Source organism: Phytoamicus setariae, assembly GCF_016722925.1.
In the GTDB taxonomy this organism is placed as follows: Bacteria; Pseudomonadota; Alphaproteobacteria; order Rhizobiales; family Rhizobiaceae; genus Rhizobium_E; species Rhizobium_E setariae.
This window is the reverse complement of sequence record NZ_JAEQNC010000005.1, coordinates 99,947-113,065: the sequence shown is the minus strand read 5'-3', so window position 1 is coordinate 113,065 and position 13,119 is coordinate 99,947. Positions and strand designations below refer to the sequence as shown.

Here is a 13,119-nt window from a genome sequence, read left to right as displayed (position 1 = left end):
ATGCGATGTTTATATATAAATGAAATACTCACCCATGGCAAATGCCAGCGATGGCGAAGGTGCTGTTTATTTGTAAAGAGTACCGGATGAGGCAAGTTCGGCTTGCTTTGTAGCAGCATGCGAAGGCAACAATGCCATCTGCGGTGGGCGAGACGGGAGGGGTTTTAACTCATGGCGCGGATTGAAAAAGTCGAACTTCGGATGGTGGACCTTGTACCCAAGGTCAAGCGGACCGATGCGATCCAGAGTTTCGTCAGCCAGGAAACGCCCATCGTAACGATCACCGATAGCGATGGCGCTGTCGGTACGGGTTATTCCTACACGATCGGCACCGGCGGATCGTCGGTGATGCGACTGCTTATCGATCATCTGGCGCCGCGCATCATCGGCCAGGATGCCGATCAAATCGAAGCCATCTGGCACGACCTCGAATTCTTCACCCATGCGACCACCATCGGGGCGATCACGGCGATTGCGCTTGCCGCCATCGATACTGCCCTGTGGGATCTGCGGGCGAAAAAGTTCGGACTGCCGCTGTGGAAGCTCGCCGGCGGTGCCAAGGATCGCTGCCCGCTTTACACGACGGAAGGCGGCTGGCTGCATATCGAGAAACAGGCGCTGGTCGACGATGCCCTGGCGGCGAAAGCCAAGGGCTTTACCGGATCCAAGGTCAAGATCGGCAAGCCGCATGGCTCGGAGGATTTCGCTCGCCTCGAGGCCGTCCGCAAGGCGGTCGGTGACGGCTACGAGATCATGACGGATGCCAATCAGGGTTTCAGGCTCGACGAGGCGATCCGCCGTTCATCACGGTTGCGGGACATCGATCTCGCTTGGATCGAGGAGCCGCTTGCGGCCGACGACATCGACGGTCACGTCCGGCTGTCGGCCAGCACATCGACGCCGATTGCAGTGGGCGAATCGCTCTATTCCATCCGGCATTTTCGCGAATATATGCAGAAGGGTGCCTGCTCGATCGTGCAGGTGGATGTCGGCCGTATCGGCGGCATCACGCCGTGGCTGAAGGTCGCGCATGCCGCAGAAGCTTTCGACATACCCGTGTGTCCGCATTTTCTCATGGAACTGCATGTGAGCTTGGCCTGCGCCGTGCCGAACGGCAAATATGTCGAATACATTCCCCAGCTCGACGAGATCACCGGCAAGCACATGGTGATCGAGGACGGCCATGCGCTCGCGCCAAGCGAGCCGGGCATCGGCATCGACTGGGACTGGGACGAAGTGAAGAGACGTTCGATCGGCGAGTTCAATGCCGTCGTGACGCAAAGGGAGATTTGAATGCAAAGGATGGGTCAGGTCATCGGCCTCAACGCCGAGAAGATCGAGGAATACAAGCGCCTGCATGCGGATGTCTGGCCGGGTGTGCTCAAGACGATCGGCGAGTGCAACATCAAGAACTACTCGATCTACCTCAAGGAACCCGAGAACCTTCTCTTCGCCTATTTTGAATATCACGGCACGGACTATGCCGCCGACATGGCCAAAATGGCCGCAGATCCTGTGACGCAGAAATGGTGGTCCGTTTGCGAGCCCTGCCAGAAGCCGCTTGAAACCCGCAAGGAAGGCGAATGGTGGGCGAGGATGGAAGAAGTGTTCCATCTTGATTAGTGTATCGAACTTGCCCCTCACCCTAACCCTCTCCCCGCAGGCGGGGAGAGGGGACTTGTTTCGAGTTTTCCGGGAGTCCTTTCTCCCCGTTTTAACGGGGAGAAAGTGGCCGGCAGGCCGGATGAGGGGCACGTTCCAAGTGAGATGCCATGACATTTGACCCATCCAACCTGACCCAATCCTGGCCGATGCCGGCAAGCCCGCGTCCGATCGTCACCTTCGGGGCGGGATCGATCGTCGGCGATGCGCATTTTCCGGCTTATCGGAAAGCAGGTTTTCCCATCGCTGGGCTTTACGATCCGGACCATGCCAAAGCCGGGAAGCTGGCGGCCGAGTGGGGCGTGAAGGCGTTTGGCTCCGCCGAGGAAGCTGCGGCCGTCGAAGGCGCCATTTTTGACCTGGCCACGCCGCCCGCCGCCCACTCTGCTGTGTTGAAAGGGCTGCCTGACGGGGCCGCCGCGCTGATCCAGAAGCCGATGGGTGCCGATCTTTCCGGTGCGACGGAGATCCTCAAGATCTGCCGCGAAAAGAACCTCAAGGCTGCCGTCAATTTCCAGCTGCGGTTTGCGCCAATGATGCTGGCGTTGAAGGACGCAATCGCCAAGGGATTGCTCGGCGAGATCGTGGATTTCGATGCAGCTCTTCAGGTCGATACGCCCTGGACGCTCTGGCCCTTCCTCAAGGGCCTGCCGCGCATCGAAATCGCCATGCACTCCATCCACTATCTCGATGTGATCCGGCAGGTGCTGGGCGATCCGCAGGGCGTGCACGCCAAAACCATCGGCCACCCCAATCACGACGTCGCGCAGACCCGCACCAGCGCCATCCTCGATTACGGCGATGCTGTGCGATGTAACTTGTCGATCAATCATGACCACAAGTTCGGCCGCCGCCATCAGGTCTGCGAGTTCCGGATTTCGGGAACGCAGGGTGCCGCCTATCTTCAACTCGGCCTCAATCTGAACTACCCTGACGGCGAGCCGGACATTCTGGAAATCTATCCCAGGGGCGGTGACAGCTGGGTTGCCGTGCCGCTTCAGGGTGCCTGGTTTCCGGATGCGTTTGTCGGTCGTATGGCCAACCTGCAGCGATTTGCATCGGGCGAAGACAGCGAACTGATAAGCTCCGTCGAAGACGGCTGGAACACAATGGCGCTGGTGGAAGCGGCCTACAGGTCATCGAGCCTGCCCGCCACGCCGCTCGAAAGGAAGCCGTGAAATGGAGCGCACGATCTACTTCGAGGACTACGAACTCGACCATATCAGGATCACCACCGGGCGAACGATCACCGAGACCGACTTTGTCGTTCATGCCGGCCATACCGGAGATTTCTTTCCGCACCACATGGATGCCGAATTCTGCAAGACGACGCCGTTCGGCCAGCGGATTGCGCATGGGACGATGGTGTTCTCTATCGGCGTGGGCCTGACCGCAAGCCTCATCAATCCTGTTGCCTTCTCCTACGGATATGACAGGCTGCGCTTCATTCGCCCGGTGTTCATCGGTGACACGATCAGGACGAGGGTGACGATTGCCGCCAAGCAGGATGATCCCAAACGTGCCGATGCCGGTCGCGTGATAGAGCGTTGCGAGGTGCTGAACCAGCGCAACGAGGTGGTGCTGGCGGCCGATCACATACTCATTGCCGAAAGGCGTATTAAAACGGCTTGACCGAATTGGTAAGGCCAAAATAAAGACATGTGGCCCCTCTAGGCGAGTGTCCCCAGTCGAAGTCGGAAGGACGAGTAGAATGGAACAGAAATTCAAGGGCAAGTCGGTACTGGTGACCGCAGCGGCGCAGGGAATCGGCCGCGCGATTGCACTCGGTTTTGCCGATGCGGGCGCCAAGGTGCTCGCAACCGATATCAACGAAGCGGTGCTGAAGGAAATCGATGGCAAGAACGGTATCCGGACGCTGAAGCTCAACGTGCTTGACGATGCCGCCGTCAAGGCGGCGATCGCCGCGGAAGGCCCGTTCGACATTCTGATCAACAGCGCCGGTGTCGTCCATAACGGCTCGATCATGGAGATGAAGGACGAAGACCTCGAATTCGCCTTCGATCTCAACGTCAAGTCGATGGTTCGCACCATTCGCGCCGTGCTGCCGGGCATGCTGGAAAAGGGCGAAGGCGCCATCGTCAATGTCGCTTCCGTCGCCTCCTCGATCAAGGGCGTGCCGAACCGGTTTGCCTATGGCGTGACCAAGGCTGCGGTTATTGGCCTGACCAAAGCAGTTGCCGCTGACTATGTCGGCAAGAACATCCGCGTCAACGCGATTTGCCCGGGAACCGTGGAAAGCCCCTCGCTTCAGGATCGCATGCGCGCCCAGGGCGATTACGACACGGCGCGGGCCGCCTTCGTGGCCCGCCAGCCGATTGGCCGTCTGGGTACGCCCGAGGAAATCGCCGATCTTGCCCTGCATCTCGCGGGCGCCACCTATACGACGGGCCAGGCGATCGCCATCGACGGCGGCTGGACCATCTGAACTGATATCAAACTGAGGAAAACACTATGAAATTGATGCGAGTTGGTGCCGTTGGCGCCGAAAAGCCCGCCATTCTTGCCGCCGACGGCACGATCCGCGATCTCTCCGCCCATGTCTCCGATATTGCCGGCGCGGCGATTTCGCCGGAAGGCCTGAAGAAGATCGCGGCTATCGATACGGCCACGCTGCCCGTTCTCAGCGCCGATCAACGCATCGGCGCCTGCGTTGCCGGTACCGGCAAATTCATCTGCATCGGGCTGAACTATTCCGACCACGCCGCCGAATCCGGCATGGCCGTGCCGCCGGAACCGGTTATCTTCATGAAGGCCACCTCGGCTATCTGCGGCCCGAACGACAACGTGCTGATCCCGCGCGGTTCCGAGAAAACCGACTGGGAAGTCGAGCTTGCCGTGGTCATCGGCAAGACCGCGAAATACGTCTCCGAAGCAGACGCACTCGATTATGTAGCCGGCTATGCCGTTGCGCACGACGTTTCCGAGCGTGCCTTCCAGACCGAGCGTTCCGGCCAGTGGACCAAGGGCAAGTCTTGCGACACGTTCGGCCCGACCGGCCCGTGGCTGGTGACCAAAGACGAAGTGGCCGATTCGCAGAACCTCAACATGTGGCTCAAGGTCAATGGCGAGCAGATGCAGAACGGCTCGTCGGCCACCATGGTCTACGGCGTAAAATTCCTGGTCTCCTATCTCAGCCAGTTCATGAGCCTGCATCCGGGTGACATCATTTCCACCGGCACGCCTCCGGGCGTTGGCATGGGCATGAAGCCGCCACGCTACCTCAGGGATGGCGACGTCGTTGAACTCGGAATCGAGGGCCTCGGCACGCAGAAGCAGACTTTCAAAGCCGACGCCTGATCGGCACGACAAGAATTGGTGAGGCTAACTTGACCAAGATTACCCAACTCAAGACGCTCGACATCCGCTTCCCGACTTCGCAGAGCCTCGACGGCTCGGATGCGATGAATCCGGATCCGGACTACTCGGCGGCCTATGTCATTCTCGAAACCGACAAGGAAGGGCTCGAAGGTCATGGCCTCACCTTCACGATCGGCCGCGGCAACGAAATCTGCTGCGCGGCGATCGAGGCGATGAAGCACCTCGTGGTCGGCCTCGACCTCGACTGGATCCGAGAAAGCCCGGCCCGCTTCTGGCGGCATGTGACATCTGACAGCCAGTTGCGCTGGATCGGCCCCGACAAGGGTGCGATGCATCTTGCCACCGGCGCGGTCGTCAATGCCGCGTGGGACCTGCTGGCCAAGCAGTCCGGCAAGCCGGTCTGGCGGCTGGTTGCCGACATGACGCCGGAAGAGATCGTTGACATCGTCGATTTCCGCTACCTGACCGATGCGATCACCAAGGAAGAGGCACTGGCCATCCTCAAGAAAGCCGAGCCCGGCAAGGCCGAACGCATCGCCAGGCTCGAAGAGAAGGGCTATCCCTGCTACACGACTTCGGCTGGCTGGCTGGGCTATGACGACGCCAAGCTGCGCCGTCTATGCCAAGAAGCAATCGACGAAGGCTTCAACCACATCAAGATGAAGGTTGGCCGTGATCTCGAGGACGATATCCGCCGCCTGACCATCGCCCGCGAAGTCATTGGCCCGGATCGCTATCTGATGATCGACGCCAATCAGGTCTGGGAAGTCGATGAGGCCAAGGACTGGGTGAAGAAGCTTTCGTTCTGCAATCCGTTCTTCATCGAGGAGCCGACCAGCCCGGATGACGTGTTCGGTCACAAGGCGATCCGCGAAGCCATTGCGCCCGTGAAGGTCGCGACCGGCGAGATGTGTCAGAACCGTATCGTCTTCAAGCAGATGATCGCAGGTGGCGCCATCGATATCGTCCAGATCGATTCCTGCCGCATGGGTGGCCTGAACGAAGTGTTGGCCGTGCTGCTGATGGCGGCCAAATACGGCCTACCGGTCTGGCCGCATGCCGGCGGCGTAGGTCTCTGCGAATATGTCCAGCATCTGTCGATGATCGACTATGTCGCGGTGTCGGGCACGATCGAAGGCCGCGTGATCGAGTTCGTCGATCACCTGCACGAGCATTTCCTCGAACCCTGCGTTATCAAGGACGCGGCCTACATGCCGCCCAAGATGCCGGGCTTCTCGATCGAGATGAAGGCGGAATCGCGCGAGCAGTATCGCTTCAAGGGCTGAACGACGCGCCTTCGTGTTCATTCTTCTGCGCAAGCTTCTCCCCGCACAGGCGGGGAGAAGAAGACAGCGTCTGCAAGCAGCCTCGTCATCGCCTGGGGTGAGGAGTGGAACTAATCGGCAGCCCTGGATTCCAAAGGGGCGCCCGGCAGGTAAAGCAGGATCGGCCTGATTTCATAGACTGCCGTCGGATTTGCGCGGCGCAGGTCACGCGCTGCTGCGACAGCCGCTTCAAGCGTTGGAAAATCCACCACGTAAAAGCCCAGCAACTCTTCCTTGGTCTCGGCAAACGGGCCGTCGGTTATCATGCCGTCACCCTTTCCCCGCAGGGTTACGGCGCGTTGCGTCGGGCCGAGCCGTGCAGCGGGCCCCAATGACTTTTCGCCGACGAGGCGATCATTGACCGCGAGCAGTTCGGCCATCAGCGCCGCATCCTCCTCCTCGGTCCAGGATTCGACCACTCCCTCCGCGTGATAGGCGAGTATTGCGTAGTACATATATTGCCTCCCTCGGATGGCGATTTCGCCGATGCGCTATATCGTGCATTTCTTTTCCTGTTGACCGGCCGACAGAAGCTCGGAATCCCTTCAGATGCGGCTAGCCAAATCTACGCGAGGGTCCGCGCGCAAGTCACGAAATTGTGGCCGTTGATTTCGATGATGTTTTGTCGGGGTCGCGAATGTAGAACTGGGGGAAGCAGGGCGATGTCGCTGACGATGACCGATACGTGATGTAGGGCAAGCAGGGGCATTGCACTTCCTCCATCGATGATTGCAGTAGAATTATCCGGTTGTGTCGTCACCTGCAAGCGCAACAAAAAAGCCGGGGCATTGCTGCCCCGGCCGGAAGAGACGTGAAGTCCTTTTCTTGTTATTTCTGCCAGCTCTTGACCAATTCGTCGTAGTTGACGGTCAGTGGCTTTTCCTTCTCGTTCTCGATCTTCAGCTGGGGCGCGAGATTGCCGTTCTTGACGGCATCCGCATTCCAGTAAGCGAGATCGTGCTCTTCGGCGAGTTTCGGACCGATATCGCCGAGGATGCCGGCGCGTTCGAGGCGGCCGAGCACCTTTTCCTGTTCGGCGCACAGCGAGTCCATGGCTTCCTGCGCGGTCTTGGCGCCGGAGGAGGCATCGCCGATCGCCTGCCACCAAAGCTGGGCCAGCTTCGGATAGTCAGGAACGTTGGTGCCGGTCGGCGACCATTGCAGACGGGCCGGCGAGCGGTAGAACTCGACCAGACCGCCGAGTTTCGGCGCGCGTTCGGTGAAGCTCTTGTCGTCGAGCGTCGACTGGCGCACGAAGCTGATCGCCGTATGGCTCTTCTTCAGGTCGATCGTCTTGGAGACGACGAACTGCGCATAGAGCCACGCTGCCTTGGCGCGGTCGTCCGGGGTGGACTTGAGCAGCGTCCAAGAACCGACGTCCTGATAGCCGAGCTTCATGCCGTCCTTCCAGTAGACGCCATGCGGGGAGGGGGCCATGCGCCACTTGGGCGTCCCGTCGTCGTTCATGACGGATGTGCCGGGCTTGAGCATGTCGGCGGTGAAGACCGTGTACCAGAAGATCTGCTGGGCGACGTCACCCTGGGCCGGTACCGGGCCCGCTTCGCCGAAGGTCATGCCCTGGGCTGCCGGAGGAGCATAGGCGTTCAACCAGTCCAGATACTTCTGGATGGAATAGACAGCTGCCGGGCCGTTGGTGTCGCCACCGCGCGCCACGCAGGAGCCGACCGGACGCGAGTTGGCATCGACCTTGATGCCCCATTCGTCGACCGGCTTGCCGTTCGGGATGCCCTTGTCGCCGTTGCCGGCCATCGACAGCCACGCATCGGTGAAGCGCCAGCCGAGCGACGGGTCCTTCTTGCCGTAGTCCATATGGCCGAAGACCTTCTTGCCACCGACGTCGCGGCCGGTGAAGAATTCGGCGATATCCTCATAGGCAGACCAGTTGACCGGAACGCCGAGGTCGTAGCCATACTTCGCCTTGAAATCGGCCTTGTTCTTCTCGTCGTTGAACCAGTCGTACCGGAACCAGTAAAGGTTGGCGAACTGCTGGTCGGGCAACTGGTAGAGGTCGCCATCCGGCGCAGTGGTGAACGACGTGCCGATGAAATCCGGCAGGTCGAGCATCGGGTTGGTGACGTCCTTGCCTTCGTTGGCCATCCACTTGGTCAGGCTGCGGGCCTGCTGGTAGCGCCAATGCGTGCCGATCAGGTCGCTATCGTTGACATAGGCGTCGTAGATGTTTTCGCCCGACTGCATCTGGGTCTGCAGCTTTTCGACCACGTCGCCTTCGCCGATCAGGTCGTGGGTGACCTTGATGCCGGTGATTTTTTCAAACGCAGGGGCCAGCACCTTGGATTCGTATTCGTGTGCGGTGATGGTCTCCGAAACAACCTTGATTTCCATGCCGGAGAATGGTTTTGCAGCGTCCACGAACCACTGCATCTCCTTTTCCTGATCGGCGCGGGAAAGCGTTGACAGATCCTTGACTTCGCTGTCTAGGAACTGCTTGGCTTCGTCCATTCCCGCATATGCCGAGCCTGTAAAGGCGAGCAGCATCAAAGCCGTAGTCGTTAGAAATTGCTTTCGCATAAGAATCCTCCCTGGGTTTTTGCGATTGCGATAGGAGCGGTCCGGTGGCAGCCGGATCGCTCATTTCCTGCATGCCCTAGACCGTCTTGAATACGCCGATGGCGTAGACCACGGACAGGGCAAGAGCCCACCACAGATTGGGCCCGATCAGACCCAACCATGCGAGATGAATGAAAGCGCTGCCGAGCAGCGATATGAACAGACGATCCCCCCGCGTCGTCTCAAATCTCAAGATACCGACGCGCGGATTGCCACCCGGCGACATGTATTCCCACACCCCCATGCCGATCAGCAGCAGCAGGATGGTGATGAAAAAGAGAGCGGTCGGCAGCGTCCAGGCCATCCAGGCAAAATTCATGGCATGCTCCCTTTCTCAAACCCGACCCAGGGCAAAGCCCTTGGCGATGTAGTTGCGGACGAAGTAGATGACCAAGGCGCCGGGGATCAGCGTCAGCACGCCGGCGGCTGCCAGCACGCCCCAATCCATGCCGGCGGCGGACACGGTGCGGGTCATGGTTGCGGTGATCGGCTTGGCATCCGTGGTCGTCAGCGTGCGGGCCAGCAGCAGTTCCACCCACGAGAACATGAAGCAGAAGAAGGCTGCGACACCGACGCCCGAGGCGATCAGCGGCATGAAGATCTTGATGAAGAAGCGCGGGAACGAATAGCCATCGATATAGGCGGTCTCGTCGATTTCCTTCGGTACGCCGGACATGAAGCCTTCGAGGATCCACACTGCCAGCGGCACGTTGAACAGGCAGTGGGCAAGGGCCACGGCGATATGCGTGTCGATCAGGCCGAATGCCGAATAGAGCTGGAAGAAGGGCAGGGCGAAAACGGCGGGTGGCGCCATCCGGTTGGTCAGCAGCCAGAAGAACAGATGCTTGTCGCCGAGAAAGCGATAGCGCGAGAAGGCATAGGCCGCGGGCAGGGCTGCTAGCACCGAGATGACGGTGTTCATCGCCACATAGATGATCGAGTTGATGTAGCCGTTGTACCACGAGGGATCGGTGAAAATCACCGTATAGTTGCGCAGCGTCGGATTGTTCGGCCACAGCGAGAACGTGCCGACGATCTCGCTGTTTTCCTTGAAGCTCATGTTGACGAGCCAGTAGATAGGCAGCAACAGGAAGAGGATGTAGAGCGTCGAGACGATGACGGGTGTTAGATTTACGCGGTCCTGGTTCATGTTCGTCTCCTCATGCCTGCTGGTCGCTTGACGTCATCACGGTGTAGAAGACCCATGACAGCAGCAGGATGATCAGGAAGTAGATGATTGAGACGGCTGCGGCCGGACCGACGTCGAACTGACCGATTGCAGTCTTGACCAGATCGATCGACAGGAACGTCGTGGAGTTGCCGGGGCCGCCGCCGGTGACGACGAAAGGTTCGGTGTAGATCATGAAGGAGTCCATAAAGCGCAGGAGAACGGCGATCAGCAGCACCCGGTTCATCTTCGGTAGTTCGATGTAGCGGAACACCGACCACCGAGAGGCGCCGTCGATCTTGGCGGCCTGGTAGTAGGCCTGCGGGATCGAGACGAGACCGGCATAGCAAAGCAGCACGACAAGGCTGGTCCAATGCCAGACATCCATGACGATCAGCGTCACCCAGGCATCGAGCGGATCCTTGACGTAGTTGTAGTCTATGCCAAGCCCATCGACCGCATAGCCGAGAAGGCCGATATCGACGCGGGCGAAGATCTGCCAGATGGTGCCGACGACATTCCACGGAATGAGCAACGGCAGGGCCATCAGCACGAGGCAGATCGGTACGCCGATACCTTTCTTGGGCATGTTGAGCGCGATGAAGATGCCGAGTGGTACTTCGATCGCCAGAATGATCAGCGAGAACAACAGGTTACGCTGAAGCGAATCCCAGAAGCGGCTGGAAGCCAGCGTTTCTGAAAACCACTCGGTGCCGGCCCAGAAGAACTCGTTGTTGCCGAATGTATCTTGCACCGAATAGTTCACCACCGTCATCAACGGGATGACGGCCGAAAAGGCGACCAGCACCAGCACCGGCAGCACCATGAACCAGGCCTTGTTGTTCCAGGTCTTTTGCATGTTCAGGCCTCCGTCTTCACGCGCCAGGAATCGGCATAGATGTTGATCGCTTCGGGAGCGAAAGTGACGCGCGGATCTGAAGGAATCTCGTCATCTTCCGGCACCACGATCGTCAAGGGTTGGCCGGCCAGCGTGGAGCGCGCCACTTTGTGGCGGCCGACGTCTTCGACCTTGGTGATCGTCACCGGCATTCCCTCGGCGCTCAGGCGGACGAATTCGGGTCGGATGCCCAGCTCGGTCTTGGCCCCGGCAGACACTGTCGCCGCGGCGGGCAAGGCGATCTGCAGATCGCCGATCGTTGCCGTCGCCCCGTTCAGCTTGACCGGCAGCACATTCATGCCGGGCGAGCCGATGAAATAGCCGACGAATGTGTGGCTCGGACGATCGAACAGTTCGGCTGGCGTGCCGATCTGGACGATCTCGCCGTCATACATCACCACCACCTTGTCTGCGAAAGTCAGCGCCTCGGTCTGGTCGTGGGTGACATAGACCATCGTGTAGCCGAACTGGCGGTGCAGCAGTTTCAGCTGCGAACGAAGCTGCCATTTCATGTGCGGGTCGATCACCGTCAGCGGCTCGTCAAACAGGATCGCGCTGACATCGGAGCGCACCAGCCCGCGGCCGAGCGAAACCTTCTGCTTGAGGTCGGCGGTCAGGCCCTGCGCACGGCGATTGGCCATGGCGCGTAGATCGATGACGTCGAGAATTTCCTCGACCTTGCGTTTCACCTCTGCTTCGGCGACGTGCCGGTTGCGCAGGGGGAAGGCGAGATTGTCGAACACCGTCATCGTGTCGTAGACGACCGGAAACTGGAACACCTGGGCGATGTTGCGGTCTTCAGTTCTCAGCCGGGTGACATCCTTGTCGCCCAGCAGGATCCTGCCATGCGAGGGCGTCAGAAGCCCGGAAATGATATTGAGAAGCGTGGTCTTGCCGCAGCCGGAAGGGCCGAGCAGCGCATAGGCGCCGCCGTCCTCGAAGACATGGTTGACTTCCTTCAGCGCATAGTCGGACGGCGCTTGCGGTGTGGCCGTATAGGCGTGGCGGATATGATCGAGATCGATGCGTGCCATTTCTTCGTTGTTCCTTTCACGCCGCTCGGTTCAGCGGTGTGGCCGCATTCGTTCCATCCTCGCGGAAGGCAAGCAGATGGCGCGTATCGAGGAAGACAGTCATGCTGGTGTCGGGTGCGATGTCATGTACGCCCTTGGTGAGCATCACCCATTTGTCTGTTCCATGAACCAGATGAATGAAGCTTTCCGAGCCGGTGATCTCGGTCACCGTCACGCGGGCGTTGAGTACGGCCATGTTCATGCTCTGGGCGGACGGTGAGAGGTGATGGGGACGAAAACCTATGGTCACAGCGCCGTCGGAAAGCGCTTGCATATCTGTTGGAACCGGAACTTCCGCGCCACCCGGCAAAAGAAAACGCTGACCATCCTTGACGGTCTTGATGGTGTTGAGCGGCGGGTCGGAAAAGGTCTGTGCCGTGACGAGGTCAGCAGGCTTGCGGAATACGTCGACCGTCGGTCCGTACTGTGTGACACGGCCTTCGGAAAGGGTTGCGGTATTGCCGCCGAGCAGCAGTGCTTCGGTTGGTTCGGTTGTCGCGTAAACGAAGATTGCGCCGGTTTCGGCGAATATCTTCGGCAGCTCGGCGCGCAATTCCTCGCGCAGCTTGTAATCGAGGTTGGCAAGCGGTTCGTCGAGCAGTACCAAGCCGGCATTTTTGACCATGGCGCGTGCCAGTGCCGTGCGCTGCTGCTGGCCACCGGACAGTTCCAATGGCAGGCGCTTGAGGTAAGGCCCAAGCCGTAGCAAATCGGCTGCCTTCATCACCTGCCTGTCGATTTCAGCCGCGGATGCCCCCGATACGCGCAAGGGCGAAGCAATGTTCTCGTAAACGGTCATTGCCGGATAATTGATGAACTGCTGGTAGACCATCGCCACCTTGCGGGCTTGCACCGGTACGCCCGTGACATCGCGGCCATCGAACCAGACCGTGCCCCTGGTGGGCCGATCAAGGCCTGCCATCAATCGCATCAACGAAGTCTTGCCCGACAGTGTCGGCCCAAGCAGCACGTTGAGGCTGCCTTTCTCCAGGCGTATCGAAATGTCGCGGATATGCATGTCCGCGCCAACCTGTCTGGATACGTCCCTCAATTCAAGCATGCTAT

Annotated in this window: 14 protein-coding genes; 7 read left to right on the top strand and 7 right to left on the bottom strand. The window is 59.6% G+C overall.

The genetic code is table 11. The features are described 5' to 3' along the window. Positions 1-171 precede the first annotated feature (171 nt). The 7 genes from JJB09_RS10380 to JJB09_RS10350 all read left to right on the top strand — a co-directional run bounded on the left by JJB09_RS10380 (position 172) and on the right by JJB09_RS10350 (position 6,287). On the top strand, positions 172-1,293 hold the full coding sequence (locus tag JJB09_RS10380; protein ID WP_201657154.1) for a mandelate racemase/muconate lactonizing enzyme family protein: 1,122 nt from the start codon (positions 172-174) through the stop codon (positions 1,291-1,293). After that, positions 1,294-1,623: an L-rhamnose mutarotase gene (locus JJB09_RS10375; protein WP_201657151.1), complete on the top strand. Its 330-nt coding sequence runs from the start codon at positions 1,294-1,296 to the stop codon at positions 1,621-1,623. A 149-nt stretch (positions 1,624-1,772) separates the two neighbouring features. Next, positions 1,773-2,840, top strand: a complete 1,068-nt coding sequence (locus JJB09_RS10370) for a Gfo/Idh/MocA family protein (protein ID WP_201657148.1) — start codon at positions 1,773-1,775, stop codon at positions 2,838-2,840. A gap of 1 nt (position 2,841) precedes the next feature. Continuing rightward, positions 2,842-3,294 (top strand): MaoC/PaaZ C-terminal domain-containing protein, encoded by a 453-nt coding sequence (locus JJB09_RS10365; protein ID WP_201657145.1) that lies wholly within the window; start codon positions 2,842-2,844, stop codon positions 3,292-3,294. 79 nt (positions 3,295-3,373) lie between these two features. Next, entirely contained in the window at positions 3,374-4,108 is a 735-nt protein-coding gene (locus JJB09_RS10360) for an SDR family oxidoreductase (protein ID WP_201657143.1), read from the top strand. A 26-nt stretch (positions 4,109-4,134) separates the two neighbouring features. Next, positions 4,135-4,980, top strand: coding sequence for a fumarylacetoacetate hydrolase family protein (locus JJB09_RS10355; RefSeq protein WP_201657140.1), 846 nt, complete (start codon positions 4,135-4,137; stop codon positions 4,978-4,980). A 29-nt stretch (positions 4,981-5,009) separates the two neighbouring features. Next, positions 5,010-6,287 carry an L-fuconate dehydratase gene (locus JJB09_RS10350; RefSeq protein WP_201657137.1) on the top strand — a complete coding sequence of 426 codons (1,278 nt, stop codon included), beginning with the start codon at positions 5,010-5,012 and terminating at the stop codon, positions 6,285-6,287. 110 nt (positions 6,288-6,397) lie between these two features. Here the strand turns inward: JJB09_RS10350 and JJB09_RS10345 are convergent, their stop codons facing one another. From JJB09_RS10345 to JJB09_RS10315, 7 genes are all read right to left on the bottom strand, one after another. After that, positions 6,398-6,781, bottom strand: a complete 384-nt coding sequence (locus tag JJB09_RS10345) for a YciI family protein (RefSeq protein ID WP_201657134.1) — start codon at positions 6,779-6,781, stop codon at positions 6,398-6,400. A gap of 373 nt (positions 6,782-7,154) precedes the next feature. Continuing rightward, positions 7,155-8,876: an ABC transporter substrate-binding protein gene (locus JJB09_RS10340; RefSeq protein WP_201657131.1), complete on the bottom strand. Its 1,722-nt coding sequence runs from the start codon at positions 8,874-8,876 to the stop codon at positions 7,155-7,157. A 76-nt stretch (positions 8,877-8,952) separates the two neighbouring features. After that, positions 8,953-9,234, bottom strand: a complete 282-nt coding sequence (locus JJB09_RS10335; RefSeq protein WP_201657128.1) for a DUF2160 domain-containing protein — start codon at positions 9,232-9,234, stop codon at positions 8,953-8,955. Positions 9,235-9,249: 15 nt separating this feature from the next. After that, entirely contained in the window at positions 9,250-10,065 is an 816-nt protein-coding gene (locus JJB09_RS10330; RefSeq protein ID WP_201657125.1) for a carbohydrate ABC transporter permease, read from the bottom strand. Between the two features lie 10 nt (positions 10,066-10,075). Further along, on the bottom strand, positions 10,076-10,942 hold the full coding sequence (locus JJB09_RS10325) for a carbohydrate ABC transporter permease (RefSeq protein WP_201657122.1): 867 nt from the start codon (positions 10,940-10,942) through the stop codon (positions 10,076-10,078). Between the two features lie 2 nt (positions 10,943-10,944). Further along, positions 10,945-12,015, bottom strand: a complete 1,071-nt coding sequence (locus tag JJB09_RS10320) for an ABC transporter ATP-binding protein (protein ID WP_201657119.1) — start codon at positions 12,013-12,015, stop codon at positions 10,945-10,947. A 16-nt stretch (positions 12,016-12,031) separates the two neighbouring features. Beyond that, the gene (locus JJB09_RS10315) at positions 12,032-13,114 is read right to left on the bottom strand and encodes an ABC transporter ATP-binding protein (protein ID WP_201657116.1); all 1,083 of its coding nucleotides are present in this window, start codon (positions 13,112-13,114) and stop codon (positions 12,032-12,034) included. Positions 13,115-13,119 lie beyond the last annotated feature (5 nt).